The organism is Pedobacter rhodius, assembly GCF_027213645.1.
GTDB lineage: Bacteria > Bacteroidota > Bacteroidia > Sphingobacteriales > Sphingobacteriaceae > Pedobacter > Pedobacter rhodius.
This window is the reverse complement of sequence record NZ_JAPWGL010000001.1, coordinates 1,301,967-1,319,393: the sequence shown is the minus strand read 5'-3', so window position 1 is coordinate 1,319,393 and position 17,427 is coordinate 1,301,967. Positions and strand designations below refer to the sequence as shown.

The 17,427-nt window shown below is 36.7% G+C and carries 17 protein-coding genes and 1 other RNA gene; 11 read left to right on the top strand and 7 right to left on the bottom strand.

Annotation, left to right across the window (positions count from 1 at the left end):
* Positions 1–431: 431 nt before the first annotated feature.
* From O0931_RS05495 to O0931_RS05460, 8 genes are all read left to right on the top strand, one after another.
* Complete coding sequence (locus O0931_RS05495; protein WP_269414547.1) at positions 432–1,202, top strand: MbnP family protein; 771 nt, start codon at positions 432–434, stop codon at positions 1,200–1,202.
* Position 1,203: 1 nt separating this feature from the next.
* The gene (locus tag O0931_RS05490; RefSeq protein ID WP_269414546.1) at positions 1,204–2,241 is read left to right on the top strand and encodes a cytochrome-c peroxidase; all 1,038 of its coding nucleotides are present in this window, start codon (positions 1,204–1,206) and stop codon (positions 2,239–2,241) included.
* Positions 2,204–3,181, top strand: a complete 978-nt coding sequence (locus tag O0931_RS05485; protein WP_269414545.1) for a transporter — start codon at positions 2,204–2,206, stop codon at positions 3,179–3,181. Before O0931_RS05490 ends, O0931_RS05485 begins: the two co-directional genes overlap by 38 nt.
* Positions 3,182–3,192: 11 nt before the next feature.
* Complete coding sequence (locus O0931_RS05480; protein WP_269414544.1) at positions 3,193–3,648, top strand: hypothetical protein; 456 nt, start codon at positions 3,193–3,195, stop codon at positions 3,646–3,648.
* Between the two features lie 182 nt (positions 3,649–3,830).
* Positions 3,831–4,481: an SCO family protein gene (locus tag O0931_RS05475; protein ID WP_269414543.1), complete on the top strand. Its 651-nt coding sequence runs from the start codon at positions 3,831–3,833 to the stop codon at positions 4,479–4,481.
* Between the two features lie 132 nt (positions 4,482–4,613).
* Positions 4,614–5,036, top strand: coding sequence for a c-type cytochrome (locus O0931_RS05470; RefSeq protein WP_269414542.1), 423 nt, complete (start codon positions 4,614–4,616; stop codon positions 5,034–5,036).
* Between the two features lie 58 nt (positions 5,037–5,094).
* Positions 5,095–5,489, top strand: an RNA gene (gene rnpB, locus O0931_RS05465) — RNase P RNA component class A.
* A gap of 286 nt (positions 5,490–5,775) precedes the next feature.
* The gene (locus O0931_RS05460; protein ID WP_269414541.1) at positions 5,776–7,182 is read left to right on the top strand and encodes a sigma-54-dependent transcriptional regulator; all 1,407 of its coding nucleotides are present in this window, start codon (positions 5,776–5,778) and stop codon (positions 7,180–7,182) included.
* An 80-nt stretch (positions 7,183–7,262) separates the two neighbouring features.
* Here O0931_RS05460 and O0931_RS05455 read toward each other — a convergent pair whose 3' ends face one another.
* The 6 genes from O0931_RS05455 to O0931_RS05430 all read right to left on the bottom strand — a co-directional run bounded on the left by O0931_RS05455 (position 7,263) and on the right by O0931_RS05430 (position 14,799).
* Positions 7,263–9,053, bottom strand: coding sequence for a chloride channel protein (locus tag O0931_RS05455; protein WP_269414540.1), 1,791 nt, complete (start codon positions 9,051–9,053; stop codon positions 7,263–7,265).
* 40 nt (positions 9,054–9,093) lie between these two features.
* On the bottom strand, positions 9,094–9,816 hold the full coding sequence (locus O0931_RS05450; protein WP_269414539.1) for an RluA family pseudouridine synthase: 723 nt from the start codon (positions 9,814–9,816) through the stop codon (positions 9,094–9,096).
* 213 nt (positions 9,817–10,029) lie between these two features.
* On the bottom strand, positions 10,030–10,719 hold the full coding sequence (locus O0931_RS05445; protein WP_269414538.1) for a response regulator transcription factor: 690 nt from the start codon (positions 10,717–10,719) through the stop codon (positions 10,030–10,032).
* Positions 10,720–10,822: 103 nt separating this feature from the next.
* Positions 10,823–11,935, bottom strand: coding sequence for a TlpA disulfide reductase family protein (locus O0931_RS05440; RefSeq protein ID WP_269414537.1), 1,113 nt, complete (start codon positions 11,933–11,935; stop codon positions 10,823–10,825).
* On the bottom strand, positions 11,935–13,398 hold the full coding sequence (gene gatB, locus O0931_RS05435) for an Asp-tRNA(Asn)/Glu-tRNA(Gln) amidotransferase subunit GatB (protein ID WP_269414536.1): 1,464 nt from the start codon (positions 13,396–13,398) through the stop codon (positions 11,935–11,937). The genes O0931_RS05440 and gatB overlap by 1 nt, the downstream gene beginning before the upstream one ends.
* Positions 13,399–13,611: 213 nt before the next feature.
* Complete coding sequence (locus tag O0931_RS05430) at positions 13,612–14,799, bottom strand: ATP-binding protein (protein WP_269414535.1); 1,188 nt, start codon at positions 14,797–14,799, stop codon at positions 13,612–13,614.
* A 167-nt stretch (positions 14,800–14,966) separates the two neighbouring features.
* Between O0931_RS05430 and O0931_RS05425 the strand changes: the two genes are divergently transcribed.
* The 3 genes from O0931_RS05425 (at position 14,967) to O0931_RS05415 (ending at position 16,786) form a co-directional block, all read left to right on the top strand.
* The gene (locus O0931_RS05425; protein WP_269414534.1) at positions 14,967–15,563 is read left to right on the top strand and encodes a hypothetical protein; all 597 of its coding nucleotides are present in this window, start codon (positions 14,967–14,969) and stop codon (positions 15,561–15,563) included.
* A gap of 107 nt (positions 15,564–15,670) precedes the next feature.
* Positions 15,671–16,168 carry a hypothetical protein gene (locus O0931_RS05420; RefSeq protein ID WP_269414533.1) on the top strand — a complete coding sequence of 166 codons (498 nt, stop codon included), beginning with the start codon at positions 15,671–15,673 and terminating at the stop codon, positions 16,166–16,168.
* A gap of 114 nt (positions 16,169–16,282) precedes the next feature.
* Positions 16,283–16,786, top strand: a complete 504-nt coding sequence (locus O0931_RS05415; RefSeq protein WP_269414532.1) for a hypothetical protein — start codon at positions 16,283–16,285, stop codon at positions 16,784–16,786.
* A 33-nt stretch (positions 16,787–16,819) separates the two neighbouring features.
* On the opposite strand, the gene O0931_RS05410 is transcribed toward O0931_RS05415, so the two are convergent.
* Positions 16,820–17,404 (bottom strand): hypothetical protein, encoded by a 585-nt coding sequence (locus tag O0931_RS05410; RefSeq protein ID WP_269414531.1) that lies wholly within the window; start codon positions 17,402–17,404, stop codon positions 16,820–16,822.
* Between the last annotated feature and the right edge of the window lie 23 nt (positions 17,405–17,427).

The following is a 17,427-nucleotide window of genomic DNA, read 5'->3' as shown; positions in this document are numbered from 1 at the left end:
TCAGCTTTAAAAGAAAGTAGCGCACTAAACCTAAAAGATCAGCACGCTACACTGGCTAGTTCTTGACTGCCCATGAAACAAAAATAAAATATTTTATTTGGAAATTAACACAGAATCTATCGGGTTTATTTCAGGGTATTGTTGACGTTTTGTCATTCTGAGCGCAGCGAAGAATCTCCAAGCTATTGATTACTGATATTTAAATATCCTACACCCGAATTGGGCAGGTTAAATTTAGACACCGCTTTTCGGTTGCGTATTCTTCATTGCATTCAGAATAACAGCAAAATGTACCATCAATGAATACATGGTCAGGTCAAAATTATTTCTTTACATTTCCAAATTTTCAAAAAATGAAACCATCATGGCTACCTATGTTTTAAAAATATGGGCCATGATAGCTTCATCACCTTTAAAACAAAATATAACAGATGAAAATCTCACTATACTTATTGGCATTCCTATGCCCAATTATACTTTTATCATCATGCAAAAAAAATAATGATGAAATAAACGCAGATACCAAATCAAACTTTACAATAGAATTTGAACACCAGGTTAATGGCGCAGCCCTGGCTTTAAATTCAAGCACTTATAAAAATGCAAAAGGCGAAGATTTCAAAATCAGTGTATTCAAATACTATGTTAGCAATATTAAATTAAGTAAAGCCGATGGAACAACGTACCTGGTTCCTGAAAGTTATTTTCTAATTGATGAATCGAAGAGCACATCAAAACTGATTACGATAAATGATGTTCCGACAGGAGATTACACTAAAATAGAATACACTATTGGTGTAGATTATGCCCGCAATTTTGCCGGCGCACAAACGGGCGCTTTAGACCCAATTAACGGCATGTTCTGGACCTGGAACAGTGGTTACATTTTTGTAAAACTGGAGGGAATTTCGCCCCAATCTACAGCAGCCAACAATGCTTTAACGTTCCATATCGGAGGTGTTATTGATCCAAACAACACCATCAGAACCTATTCAACAGAGATTAATGCGGCTAATCCTTTGCGAATTAGAACTGATGCGAAGCCTGATATGCATTTCATCGTAAACGCTGCTGCTTTATTTACAGGCACAACTGATATAAGCTTTGCTGCATTGAATTTCACAATGGGCGGCGCTAATTCTGTTATCGTAGCTAATAATTATGCTAAAGGATTATTTCGTTTAGACCATATCCACAACTAGTATGTTGAGGAAACCAATCGTTTATGCAATGCTTTTTTTAAGCATTGCATTGATGTATGCCTGCAGTAAAAATGAAGATGACATTAAACCTGAAGAAAAAAAAATAAGTTTTTCAGTTCCATCTAATTTTCCTGCACCGGCATACAATTTCGAAAACAATAAGTTAACCAACGCAGGTTTTACTTTAGGCAAGAAATTATTTTACGATACGCGTTTATCGGCAGATAAAAGTGTTTCCTGTGGAAGCTGCCATCAGCAATTTGCTGCCTTTGCCAACCTCGACCACAAAGTAAGTCATGGGGTAAATAATTGCCAGGGAAAGCGGAATGCGCCTCCCCTTTTTAATCTGGCCTGGCAAAAAGCTTTCTTTTGGGATGGTGGTGTAAAGAACGTCGAGACTTCCCCATTGAATGCCATTACCGATGCCTGCGAAATGGGAACTAATATCGAAACCATTATTGCCTTTTTGAAAAGTACTGCGCCTTATCCGGATTTATTTAAGCAGGCCTTTGGTTCTACTGAAATTAATTCGCAATTATTTTTGAAATCGATGACGCAATTTACAGCCGTTTTGGTTTCAGGAAATTCAAAATATGATAAAGTGATTCGTAAAGAAAGTGGTGCTACTTTTTCAACAACAGAATTAGCAGGGTATAATCTATTCAAAGAAAAATGTTCGTCATGCCACGCTGAGCCATTTTTTACAGATTTTTCTTACCGAAGCAATGGTTTGGACTTGGTAAGCGCCGATGAAGGACGTTCACATATAACTGGTACAAACACCGATTTTGGAACGTTCCGTGTGCCCACGCTGCGCAACATTGAATATACTGCCCCATATATGCATGATGGTCGCTTCTATAGTTTGGATGAAGTGCTGGAGCATTACAATTCAGGTGTAAAAGCATCGGCAAATTTAGATACCCGACTAAAAAACGGTATTCCACTCAACGCATCCGAAAAGGAACAAATCAAAGCATTTTTAAAAACATTAACAGACAATGAATTTATCAAAAATACCCTTTACAGTGAATCGTAAATTATTCATTTTTCTATTCGTTTTGATGAGCAGCCAGGTTTTTGCCTGCGATATCTGCGGATGTTTTATGGGCATTACGCCTTATTATAATCGCAATAGCATCAGCTTATTATATCGCTATCGTTCATTTAATGGTTATGATGGGCAATCACATTCTTTATTTCCAAACGGAGGAAATTTTTTCATTCCCGCCCGAAGTCAGAATTCACCAATTACAGGTCATGCCGGGAATCCCGAAGATTATGAATTATACCGTTCTTTAGAAATCAGAGGTAAATATTTTATTAATAGTCGGTTAGAAATCAATGCCATTCTGCCATACGTTTCCAATAGTGAAAGGTATAACGGTTATACTTCTTCTATTTCAGGTATTGGTGATGCAAATTTTTATGCCGGTTATCATGTTGTCCAAAAATTGGAAGAAAATTTTAAGCAGCAGCTCATCGCAGGTGCTGGCATAAAACTTCCAACAGGAAAAAATGACTTTAAAAACAATGATGGAATTCGTTATTCGTCGCTTATGCAAGGCGGAACGGGAAGTACCGACGGCTTTGTTTATCTCAATTATATGGTGGGTGTAGGCAAGTTTGGTGCAAGCTTAAATACCTCCTATAAGATAAATGGAACCAATAACCGCGATGAAGGAATTGCAAACAGTACAACCAGTTTCCTGAATATTTTCTACACGCAAAGAATTGGAAAGGATATTCAGGTAATGCCGTCGGCCCAGTTTTTCTACGAATATTCTGCAGGAGAAAAATATAAAGGCATTAAAACAGGCGAGCACGTAATGAACAATTTGATGGGTGGCCTTGGCACAGATATCTTTTATAAAAACATCGCGCTAAATGCCGGCATCCAGAAAAACATCTGGGAGGGTGAAACCGACCACCCCATGAGCGCAGGAAAGGTTTATGTTGGAATTACTTATAATTTTTAAACGCCATAAATATGAAAAAAGTAATAATGTCAGGATTTTGCTTTATCGTGGTTTCCTTTACAGCTTGTAAAACAGAACCAGATTCAGCTGCTGTAAAAAAAGAAGTATTGAACATCCATGATAAACTAATGGTGGATGGTGAAAAAGTAGTAAGAAATAAAATGAAGTTAGATTCGGTTCTAAAATCAGGCAAAATTAAATCTGCTAACGATTCAAATAAAGTTGCTGATTTAATAGGCAGATTAAACAAAGCCGATGAAAATATGATGGATTGGATGCATTTCTTTAAAGATGATTTCAAGGGCAAAAATGAGCAGGAAGATTTAGAGTACTACAAATCGGAAATGATAAAAATCAGGACTGTAGAAGATGCTTATATAAAAGTTACCCGAACATCAGATTCAGTTTTGAAAGTTTACAATACTGCGCCAGTTAAAAGTATGAAAATGGAGCATCATAAGCATTAAACAAATTTTAAGTGTCGTTGCCCTGATCCGATAGCTATCGGATTTCTGCCTGCTGCAGGAAAGGTATTTCAGGGTCTTAATAGCAGGAAAGATGCTGAAATGAATTCGGCATGACGAATCGTTTTACAATTAATTCCCTGCTAAAAAACAGAGGTTGTATATTTACACTTTAATTAAATATCATGAACAAAATTATTTCTTTGATCGCAATTTGCTTGCTATTTGTTACAATACTATCATCTTGCCAGCAAGAAAAGAAGCTTCCGTTTTACGGCGAGCGTCATACAGAAACCATAAAAGATTCATCTGGTGCCGACAAGATTGATACTGTTTATCAAACCATACCAAACTGGTCTTTTTTAAACCAGGATAGTGTGGTTACGACCAATAGAGCAACTGATGGAAAAGTTTATATAGCTGATTTTTTCTTTACATCCTGTACGACAATATGCCCGACGATGCATCGCAATTTAATGACAGTTTATAATCAGTTTAAAACCAATCCGGATGTGATGTTTGTATCGCATACCATCGATTTTAAATATGACAGGCCTTACGTTTTAAAAAAATACGCTCAAAAACTGGGCGTCGACGGTGCAAAGTGGCAATTTCTTTACGGCAGTAAAGACAGTGTTTATACGCTTGCAGAAAAAAACTATCTGGTTGCTGTTGGCGAAGATAGTACAGCAAAAGATGGTTATATTCATCAGGGATATTTGGTTTTAATTGATAAAGACAGGCGAATCCGTGGTGCCTATGATGGAACCAAAAAAGACCAGGTAGAGCAACTAAAAAAAGATATTCCGGTTTTATTGGCTGAATATAAAAAGTAGAATTATAATTTTTAATCGTCATTTCGACCGCATGCCTGCCGCAGGCAGGAAATGGAAAAATCTTTATACTCATTAAAAAGATTCTCTGCTGCATTTTATTCCGATCGGAATGACGATTTTTAACAAAAATATATGCGCAAATACATCATCAATTCTATATTTATGCTCTCGATTATGGCTGTAATCTTTTCCTGCCAAAACCAGGAAACCGTCGATTTGCAAAACTATATGTCGAACGGTAAGGATATTTACAAAAGTAGGTGTCAGAATTGTCATGGTGAAAACGGCGAAGGCTTAGGTGAATTGGCGCCCCCTTTAACGGATTCTGTTTTCTTAAAAACTAACAAAAGCCGTTTAGCTTGTATCATTAAAAATGGTATTAATGAACCCTTAATTGTTCATGGTAAAGAATATAAAGAAAAAATGCCGGCTTTCCCCGAATTAGCAGATATTGATGTGGCGCAGGTTATGGTTTACATTACCAATTCATTTGGAAATAATCAGGGCTTTGTTCCCTACAAACAGGTTTCTACTCAGTTACAGAATTGCAAATAACATAACAATCTTTAACTTCTTCTCGTCTTTGTGGTCAAAAAAAAGCATCTTTGCGCAAAATGCAGGTCGTTCTATCGCTGTTTTGAGTAAAATCAAGAGAGAGGAAAGTCCGGGCAACGCAGGGCATCTCGCTTTCTAACGGAAAGGGATTCAGGAATGAAAACCTGAGTTACGGATTAGTGCAACAGAAAATATACCTCCCGACGTAAGTCGGGGAAGGGTGAAAACGTGCGGTAAGAGCGCACGAGCATTGCAGGCGACTGTAGTGTTTGTAAACCCCGGGAGTTGAAAGACCAAATAGGCTAACATCCTGATAATTATCAGGATAAAGGGCTGCCCGTCCGATGTTAGTGGGTAGGTCGTTAGAGATAAACGGCAACGTTTATAGTAGATTAATGATAGAAATCCTGAGTAATCAGGAAACAGAACCCGGCTTACAGACCTGCATTTTTTATTATTTTGAAAAGCAAAACCAGTAATTCATACGGTTATTTAAGTCCGGCTATCTGACATATTTTTTTTAAACCGCCCAAGCAATCAAAAAGTATATCATTCCCATCAGGTTTAATTAACAGATACCTGTAACAACAACCTCAAATAAAGCTAACCACTTTATATAAAACCTGTTAAAACTTTTTTAACTATTTACCGTTTATAGCCTAAAATCATTGTATAAAAAACTATACATTAATTTTAAAAATAATATATTCGCATTTCAATTAGAATAAACAAGTATTAAATGGCCAAACTATTAATTATTGATGATGAGCGTGCAATAAGAAGTACCTTACGCGAAATTCTGGAGTACGAAAATTATGATGTTGAAGATATCGATAACGGTATCGACGGTCTCGAAATGATAAAAAAAGGTAATTTTGACCTCGTTCTTTGCGATATCAAAATGAATAAGATGGATGGTATGGAAGTGCTGGAACAGGCACAGGTAATCAAACCCGATTTACCTTTCATCATGATTTCTGGTCACGGTACAGTTGAAACTGCAATTGAGGCCAGTAAAAAAGGTGCTTTCGATTTCATTTCTAAACCACCAGATTTGAATCGTTTATTAATTACGGTTCGAAACGGTCTCGACCGGGGAACTTTAGTTACTGAAACCAAAGTTTTAAAACGTAAAGTAAGTAAAACCCGCGAAATTTTAGGTGAATCCGATAGCATTTCTAAAATAAAAGAAACAATCGAACGCGTTGCGCCTACCGAAGCCCGTGTTTTAATTACAGGTGCAAATGGTAGTGGTAAAGAGTTGGTAGCCCGTTGGTTACATGAAAAATCCAATCGTGCCGACAGCCCTTTAATCGAAGTGAATTGTGCCGCAATTCCATCAGAATTAATTGAAAGTGAATTATTTGGCCATGAAAAGGGTTCATTTACTTCGGCCGTAAAACAACGTATCGGTAAATTCGAACTGGCCAACGGCGGAACTTTATTTCTGGATGAGATTGGTGATATGAGCCTTTCGGCTCAGGCAAAAGTACTTCGTGCTTTGCAGGAGCATAAAATTTCCCGTGTGGGCGGCGAAAAAGAAATCGAAGTAAATGTTCGTGTTTTGGCAGCGACCAATAAAGATTTATTAAAAGAAATTGAAGATGGTAATTTCCGTATGGATTTATACCACCGCTTAAATGTAATTAACATTCACGTTCCGCATTTAACGGAGCGCAGGGATGATATTCCTGTTATTGCCCAAAACTTTTTAGAAAGCATTTGTAACGATTACGGAATGCCGGTAAAGAAAATTAATGATGGTGGTATGGCTGCGTTGCAAGCTTTACCGTGGACAGGTAACGTTCGTGAGCTACATAACATGATTGAGCGTTTAATTATTTTAAGTGATAAAGTAATCACTGAAAATGATGTTCGTGCTTTCGCTAATCCCGGTGGCGGAACAAACATCGGTGCAGCAACCAGTACGCAAATTGCAGGCGCAACCGGCGGTTCAGGTATGTCGTCTTCTTTCGATAGTTTTAATAACTTTCAGGATTATAAAGACCATGCTGAAAAAGAATTTATTAAATTTAAGCTGGAAAAAAATAACTGGAACGTATCAAAAACAGCTGACGAGATTGATATTCAAAGAAGTCATTTATACAGTAAAATTGAGAAATTTGGCTTAAAGAGAGCTGAATAACTGTTAGAAAATTAAAGTTGTAAGGTTGAATTGTTTAGGGCTACCTAACTTTTAAACTTTACAACTTTTAACATTTAACCCTATCCCATGTAATCGTTCTGCCTCATCAATAAAGCCCGGTATTTATTAAAAATGCTGGTCTTCGAAACAAAACCCTTATACTGGTTTTCGTTATTGACTACAGGCAAAATCCAGGCATTTTCTTGTTCCATTTTTTCGAGAACCAGTTTTAAATCATCATATTCATTAATGGTATTTGGTGCCTGCTGAACCAAACGAGACGCGGTTAGAGAATGCTTATTTTCATCCTTCATCATTTCATTGAAAATTTCTTCAACATAAATTACCCCCTTAAAATCTTCCAGTTCATCTGTAACGGCACAAATATTTTTATGCGATTGAACGATTTCATTCATCCTTAAAGAAACTAAATCGTTTATAGATAATGTTGGATAATTTTTCTCAATCAGGTATTTCAATTTCATCTGGCTTAAAACCGTTGTATCCTTGTCTTCATGAGAAAGCAACTCGCCTTTATCTGCAAGTGCTTTTGTGTAGATAGAATGTTTCTGCGAACTTCTGTTTACCGCGTAAGAAATTGCTGTCGTAATCATCAATGGCACCATCAAAATATATCCTCCTGTGATTTCTGCAATCAGGAAAATACCAGTTAAAGGCGCGTGCATGATAGCGCCCAAAGCGGAGGCCATTCCAGCCACAATAAAATTAGGGACATTTAACTGCGCAATCCCTGAAAGATTAACCACATAAGCGAAAATAAATCCGATCAAACCGCCCATAATCAAACTTGGCGCAAATGTACCACCATTACCACCGGCTCCTAAAGTAACCAGGGTGGCAATCGATTTCATGAAAATCGTAATGACAGTAAATAGAATTACAAGAGCAGGGATTGTTTTATAATCAGAAAAGATGCTGTTATTAATCACAGCCAGATAATCTCCTCTTAACAGACTTTTAATAGTAATATAACCCTCGCCATACAGCGTTGGGAACAGAAAAACCAGTGCACCAAGCATCAAACCGCCAATAATTACTTTAGTGTAGGGATGCTTAATTTTGTAGAAAAATCCTTTTACAACATAGTTGGCTTTGGTAAAATAAATCGAAAATAAGCCGATCAGCAGCGCCAAAATTATATAGTAAAATAGGGCGTTAACTTTCCAGCCTTCGGTTACCAGGAAAAATAATTGTTGTGTGTAAAACAGCCTCGCAACTACTGCAGCTGTTGCTGCAGATAACAAAAGCGGAATAAATGCCGGAATAGTAAATTCTGGAAGTAATATTTCAATAGCGAAAACGATTCCCGCAACGGGACTATTGAATGCACCAGCGATTCCTGCTGCTGCACCACAAGCTACTAACATGGTTATTTCCCGGTAGGATAATCCTAAAATTCGTCCTAAGTTTGAACCAATAGCTGAACCACTGGTAACAATTGGCGCCTCTAATCCTGTTGAACCACCAAAACCAACCGTAATGGCTGCTGTTATAATTTGAGAATGGATATTATGAGGTTCTACCCTGCTCGATTTTTTAGAAATCGCATAAAGTAAAGGGGTTAACCCAGTTTCAAATTTGCTCTTACGAATGAAATATTTGATGTATAAAACCGTAAGTAATATACCAATCATCGGGAAAAGCAAATACAGGAAATATTTATATTTCCATTGCCAGTCTGATTGAAGGAATTCTTCAATATGATGCGTTAAGCTCTTTAACGCCGCGGCTGCTAATCCCGCTAAAACGCCAACAACAACTGCAAGTATCACTAAAAAATTACGGTTTGATATTTTTGATTTCCTGTAGCGGTTAATCTTATCAAGGTAATTTACAAAGCGGATGTACATGTTATCGGAATTTCGAAGTCCTTTTTAGGGGGTTGTGTGCTTAGGCGTCAAACTTATCTAAAAGTTTAATTAAAGTGGCAAAATCTTTTGGGTATGGGGCATCTATTATAATGTCGTTATCGTCTAATCCTTTAAAAACCAAATGCCTGGCATGAAGTGCAAAACGTTTCATAACAGGTTGCTCCTCTTCACCTTTTGTTAGCTTGTAACCACGTTTAATTGAAGAGAGAAAAACCGGTTTACCTTTATACATTTCATCACCAACAATTGCAGCTCGTTGCGTTGCGAGGTGAATACGAATCTGGTGCATTCGGCCGGTAATTGGCTTACATTCTACCAAAGTATAATGCTTATAATATTTTAAGGAATCGAAAATGGTTTCTGCTCTTTTTCCTTCTGCCCTATCGATGGTTACGTTTTTGTTCCCATCGTTAAGAATGGGCAAATCCACTAACAGTTTATCAAAAATAACATGCCCGTCAACCACGGCATGATAAGTTTTATTAACCTTTCTGCGCTCAAATTGCATAGATGCATGGCGATAAGCTTCAGGGTTTTTCGCGATAATTAAAGCACCTGAAGTTTCCTTATCCAAACGGTGACAAACCTGTGCATCATCGCTGTATTGTTTAGCTAAACGCAATACGTTGGTTTCGCCCGAACCACCTCTTTCATCAAGTGAGGCCAGAAATGGGGGTTTGTTGATTACAATAAAATCATTGTCTTCGAAAAGAATAAGGTCTTTAAAATTCGGGTACTTCAAACTGTAGTATTTTTATGAATTGCAAAAATACGGATTTTATTTTTTAAGGCTGTCGTCACCCTGAATTTATTTCAGGTTCTTATTTCCACTAAGATGCTGAAATGAATCCGATTGCTATCGGATCAGCATGACGACTTAGCTGTAATGTTACAAAAAAAACCGCAGGCTCGCTGAATAATCAGCAAATCTGCGGCTTAAAAAATTTATAGTATTTTAAGAAAGTTCGAACTTATATCCAACGCCTTTTACTGTTGAAACATAGGTTTCACCTAATTTTTCGCGTAGTTTACGAATGTGAACGTCAATAGTACGGTTAGTTACGACTACAGAATCCTCCCAAATGTTTTTAAGGATTGATTCACGGGTATAAACTTTACCTGGTTTAGATGCCAAAAGATATAGTAACTCAAATTCTTTTTTTGCCAAAACAACTTTATTACCGTCTTGAAAAACTAAATAAGCTTCACGATCGATAACTAAATCGCCAATTTCTAATTTATTTTCTGATACTTCTTCAGTGCCGGAATTTCGTCGTAAAATCGCATTAATTCGACTTACCAAGGCACGTGGTTTAATTGGTTTTGCGATATAATCGTCAGCACCAACATTAAAACCCGCAATTTCAGAATACTCTTCGCTTCTGGCCGTTAAGAAAACCATGAACGTGTTTTTGAATTCAGGAATAGCCCTCATTAATCTGCAAGCCTCAATTCCGTCCATCTTTGGCATCATAATATCCAGAATAATTAAATCCGGATGAACCTTTTTGGCAACGGTAATTCCCTCCTGACCGTTAGATGCTGTGAATACCTGATAACCTTCTTTTTTTAAGTTGTACTCAATCAATTCCAGAATATCTGGTTCATCATCAACAATTAATATTTTCTGACCTGCGTTATTCATAGTTAAATATTTGTTACGAAAATACTGTCTCTGATGTAATTTTTGGTTAAGTCTAAGTTAATAAATTGTTAACGACTTAAATTAGTTTAACATTGAATTTCTTTTAAAGTAACGTTTTTGCCAAAAACGCATCCAATTCATCTCCACGTAGGTTTTTAGCAGCAATTTTGCCGGTTGGATCTATTAAGTAAGATGTTGGAATAGCCTGAACCTGGTATTTTCTAACGGTTTCACCGTTAAAATCTTTCAATTCTGAAACATGCGTCCAGGTTAAACCATCAGCTTTAATAGCGCCTGACCAAGCGGCTTTATCGGTATCCAATGAAACACCTAAAATATCGAAATTCTTTGTTTTATATTTATTGTAAACTTTAACCACATTTGGATTTTCCTGACGACAAGGCTGGCACCACGACGCCCAAAAATCTACGAGAACATATTTGCCTTTATAATCAGAAAGACTAACCGCTTTGCCATCTGCTGTATTAATGGTAAATGCCGGAGCAATCTGTCCAACCTGAACAGTTTTCAACAAGGCCATTTGCTTAACGAAAGTATCAACAGTTGCATTTCCTTTAATTTCCGTTTTAACTTCGTCGGCAAACTTTACCAGTTCGGCTTCAAATTCCTGCGGACTTAATGTATTCATGGCATAAAAACTTGCTAATGTGCCTTTATTATCTTTTGCAAATTTGATAATTGACGAATTTAATTGGTTTGTATACGATTCATATTTTGGTTTCAATTCTTCTAAAATAGCAGCCCGGTTTTGAGGCTGTGTGGCAACTTTAGCTTCAAAATCTGCCTGCAATTGTTCTACTTGTTTAGCGTAGGTATTTCTGATTGCGTTTAATTCTGACAACTTCTCTACTTCATTAGCGCCAGAAATTTTATAAGCCATTGATTTATCCGTTAAATCGGCTTCTAACTTAATCTCATCACCATTTTTTGCGATTAACATATACTCGTGATTACCGATCGAAACCCTGAAAAAGTCTACTGAAGGTGTTTTGCGGATAAATTTAAATTCACCCTTTTCTGATAAGTTAGTTGAATCTATAGCAACTATCTGACTGCTCTGCATTCCATATAAAATGACTTTCTTTTCTGTTCCAGGATTTTGAAAAGTTCCGTCAATGGTAAAGCTATCTTTTGGCTTACAAGCTGTAAAAGCTACCGCAATTAATGCGATAAGGCTTAGGTTTTTTAATTTCATTATTTTAATTTTTCAAGTATCAATTCATTTAATTTTTTAGCATCTGCTTTGCCTTTCGCCAACTTCATTACATCGCCAACAAACAAACCTAAAACGCCCTTTTTACCTTTTTTATACGCATCAACCTGCTGCGGGTATTTATTTAACACTTCATCAATAAAACCACCCAATTCATCGCTGTTTTCAGAAATAAGCAGGTTTAAGGATACTGCCAAAGCAGCAACATCAGCATTTTGTTTTTCCTCAACAGCAGGTAACAACTGTTGAACAGCAATTTGTTGCGTTAGTTTTTTATCATCAACCAAATTAATTGCAGCAGCTAATTGTTCAGGCTTTACTTTATAATCGGTTATGGTTATACCCTTTTCACTTAAAACGGCTCTAATCGGACCAATTAACCAATTGATTAAAGTTTTTTTGGTATTAACCATCGGCAAAGCCTGACTAAAGTAATTTAGCAAATCTAAATCTTCGGCAAATAATACCGCGTCAGCTTTGCTAATACCAAATTCTAAAACCATTTGCTTTGAAATTTCGTTTGGCAAGGCTGGCATGGCTGATTTGATTTCTGCCAGCCAATTATCAGAAATGTAAACAGGCTGCAAATCCGGGTCAGAGAAATAACGGTAATCGTTGGCCTCTTCTTTGGTGCGCATTGGCGATGTTGTACCTTTGTCAGCATCAAAATTCAATGTACTTTGAATAATTTGTCCACCATTTGAAATCAGTTCCACCTGACGACCAAATTCAAAATCCATTGCTCTGCGTACGTTACGCATAGAGTTCAGGTTTTTTACTTCGCAACGCGTACCAAATTCCGTCGAACCGTTTTCGCGAATAGAAATGTTCGCATCACAACGCAAACTACCCTCTTCCATATTGCCATCGCTTACATTTAAATGGCGAACCAATTTTCTGATTTCACTTAGCAAAGCTGATGCCTCTTCCGCACTTCGGATATCGGGTTCGGTTACAATCTCGATTAAAGGAACTCCTGCACGGTTTAAATCAACTAAAGAATAGTTATCATCCTGGTCGTGAATGCTTTTGCCCGCATCTTCTTCCAAATGAATTCTGTTGATTCCAATTTTTTTTGTCGAACCATCCCCTAATTCTACTTCCAGGAAACCATTGACACAAATCGGTTGATTATCCTGTGTAATCTGATATCCCTTTGGTAAATCGGCATAGAAATAGTTTTTTCTGTCGAAATGATTAATCTGGTTTATGGTACAGTTTAAAGCAAGCCCTATTCGAACTGCTTTTGCTACCACTTCTTTATTTAGTTTTGGCAATGCACCAGGCAATGCCAAAGAAACGGTTGAAATATTTTGATTAGGCAATGCCCCGAAAGATGCGCTATCGGCAGAAAATATTTTGGTATTGGTATTTAACTGAACATGTATCTCCAGTCCTGAAACGAGTTCGTAATTGTTTTGTAGGCTAGTTTCTTGTAAAGGCATTTATTTTTTATTAACCACAGATGAACACACCTGCCTGCCGCAGGCAGCATAAACACGGATTATTTATTATTAAAATTTAACAAGCAAATATAGCTATTAACTGAGCTTTATTTACTACAAACCTGGTATGATTTTTTGCTGCGAAAACATAATAATCAAGGAACAGTATTATTTCATTCTCGTACTTTTTGTTCCCTTAATCACCATCTAATTTTAAAACAGGTTTGATGGTGAAATTTTTAAAAACTCTTGCCAAGGTAAGCCGCCGGCACCAACCATTAAAACTTTATCGGGTTTGTACATTTTACCGAATGCATCCATTCCCGAAGTACCTGTTACCAATCCTGTACTTTTTACTTCAATACAAATTATTTTACCGCGTTTTTCTAAGATAAAATCTACTTCATCATTTCTATGTCGCCAATAGAATACCTTATAACCCTCAACCAAAGAAGAATTTAATAAATGTGCGCCAATAGATGATTCAACCATCCGACCCCATTCTGCCGGGCTTTTTCTAATTTCATCAAAATATTCATTCCGCTGGGCGCTAACCAAGGCGTTATTATGAACCTGAAATTTTGGGCTGGATGAACGTTTACGAATCACATCTGCAGCGAATTTTTCTATTCCTCCCAATAATCCGGCTGTATCCAATAGCTGCAGGTAATGAGATAATGTAGTTGTATTTCCAGCATCAGATAGCTGTCCTAAGATTTTAGTGAATGAAAGAATCTGACCAGAATACATGCAGCCCAGTTCAAACAATCTTTTCATTAAAGCGGGCTTATCCACTCTTGTGAGCATTAAGATATCTTTCGAAATACTCGTTTCAATTAAAGCATTTGAAACATAGTTTTTCCATCGTTCTTCATCATTAATTAAACCAGCTGAACCTGGATAACCGCCAAACCAAACATATTGTTCTGCGGTAAAACCAAAAGCTTTCTCCATTTCAATAAAACTCCAATGCCCCAAATAAGTTAGCTCGAAACGTCCCGCCAAGGATTCTGTTAAACCTTGTTGAATTAATAATCGGGAAGAACCTAATAAAATCACTTTTATGTTTGTACCGTTCCGAATATCTTCATCCCATAATCGTTTGACAATCTCACTCCAGTTATCTATTTTTTGAATTTCATCTATTACTAACAAATATTGATCAACGTTATACTCCTTAATGGTTTCGCGGGTATTTTTCCATATTTTTTCAATCCAGGTTCTGTCTGATGCTGCAACCGCATCAGCAGATTCGAAAAGATAGGGTACAGTTATTTTTTGAACCAATTGACTGATTAATGTAGTTTTACCAATCTGCCTGGGACCAACCAACACCTGAATAAATCTTTTTGGCTCATTCAATACCTTTATAACTCGTTGTAATTCAGAACGTTCAAACATAATTTACAATTTACTCAATTCGCTGAGTAAAATTACTCAATACAACTCGTAATTAAAAAATTGGTTAAAGAATGTTAAAACAGCTTAGTTCAATTAAACTCGCGTGCAATGGTTTTGTCTATTCAAATAATTACACACATACAAGAAACCTTTAATTTAAAAACATTATGAAAAAGTTATTTTTATTTGCTGCAGTTCTGATGGTTTCATTATTCAGCATAAACAATGCAAAAGCACAAGTTAGCTTAAATATAAATATTGGCTCTCAGCCGGTTTGGGGTCCCACAGGATACGACCATGTCGAGTACTATTACTTTCCGGATATTGATGCGTATTATTATGTTCCATCTGGCCAGTATATTTATTCCAATGGCGGTCGCTGGGTTTGGACAAATAGTTTGCCGGCACAATTTGGAAACTTTGATTTGTACAGGGCATATAAAGTTGTGGTGAATGAACCAAAACCATATTTGAGAAACAATATTTACGTCACAAAGTATAGTAAATTTAAAAATTATAATGGTCGCCAGGCGGTAATCAGAGATAGTCGTGATACAAAATACTATGTGGTAAAAGGGCATCCGAATTACAATGGAAACAAAACCGTTGTTATAAATAATAATCGTCCAATCCGCACACAGAAAACTGTTGTAAAAGTTGAGCGAAATTCAAGGCCGGTTCAGAACAATGGTCGTAGAGATGAAAACAGAGGCGGAAACAACCGGCCTGAAAGAGGTGGCGAAAAAGGCGACCGCCGTCATTAAAGAGATATTTAGTTGTGATAAAGGGCGTTTCGAAAGAAACCCTTTTTTTTGTTTCGATTTCTGGCATGGCGTTTGGATTTAAATCCGAAACACAAATTAAATTGAATATGAAAAGATTATTTTTAGTTGCTGCGGTTATGATGATATCATTACTCAGCATACCAGCTAAGGCCCAGTTAAATGTGAATGTTAATATTGGTTCGCAACCATTATGGGGTCCTGCTGGTTACGACCATGTAGATTATTATTATTTACCTGATGTAGAAAGTTATTATTATGTCCCGCAAAAACAATTTGTTTATTTAAATGGAAGCGACTGGGTTTTTGCAAATAGTTTGCCGGCAAGATTCGGTAATTATGATTTATATAATGGCTATAAAGTTGTAATTAATTCGCCAAAACCTTACTTAAATTTTAAAAATGATAGAGTTAAGTATGCAAAATATAAAGGCAATAAAGGCCAGTTGGTAATTAGAGACAGTCGCGATAACAAATATTACGTCGTTAAAGGTCATCCACACGGAATGCCTCCAGGCCAGGCAAAAAAAATATATGGTAAAGGAAATAAGGGAAAAGGCCATGGAAACGGAAAAGAAAAACACTAGTTCAGGCTAAAATTAACAATGGATTTTTGAAAAAAGCTCTTTTTTTATATCTCTGTTACAATAGAAATTTTGGCATAGCGTTTGAATTATTGTTAACACACAAAAAAACCGATTATGAAAAAGTTATTAATCATTTCCGCGATTGTAGGTATCGTGGCTTTAACATCTAATCAATCTAACGCTCAGGTAAGTTTAAATGTAAATATTGGTACACAACCGGCATGGGTTCCCGCTGGCTACCAAAACGTTAATTATTATTATCTTCCCGAAGTTCAGTCGTACTATTATGTTCCGCAGAGGCAGTTTGTTTACTTAAGCGGTAGCCGTTGGACAAGGTCAAGGTATTTGCCTGCAAGATATAGAGGCTACAATTTAAACCATGGAAGAAAGGTAGTAGTTTATGGTAATACGCCATACCGTAGTTACAATACGCACCGGGTAAGGTATTCAAACCATTCTAACTACTATCGCAGTTCTTATGGAGGTGGCAACCGAATCAGATACAATTCTCCAGGAAATCATTACAGACCACAACGTGTCGATTACAGGCAACATGACAGACGAGTAAATTCAAGTCTATTCTCCAGAGGACACAGAGAAAAACATGGCAGACATTAAAATAAAAAAGAGGCTTTCTAGCCTCTTTTTTATTTAGAATCTTTTACCGATTGACAATCCAAACCGAGGATAAACGTCTATAGATTGGCTGCCAAAAACCCTGCCTAAACCAAGGTAAGCCTCTCCCAAGAAACCGTTCCGGGTTAAGAACTTTGCGCCACCGGCAACCCCGAGCCCAAGCTTTGTATAATTTTTATCAAATACTGAATAATCAAAGTTCGGTGGATAGCTTGTATAAGCTAATGATGAGTAATCAGATTCTTTATAAGACACTACTCCGGCATTGCCTTCAATAAAAAAACCATTTGCTTTTTTACTTCCAAAATAAAGCCTGTAATGCGGCGTAATTATATAATTGAAACGACTCCCAAAAACATTTTCGTCAGTTAATCTAACCGCTACAGAAATACCTACACCCATATTATCTTCCAGTAACCTTTCGTAAGTCACTTCAGGAATACCTATAACCGTATAGAGTAGATTAATTCTGATTTCATTATTACCACCATGGCCTATGGCATCAGATTTAGCTTTTATAGATTTTGATAAACTATCTGTCTGAGCAAAAGCAGTTGTAAAATTTACCATAAAGATGGCAAACAAAAAGTATCTTTTCATTTTAAAAGAGGTTAATTATAGTA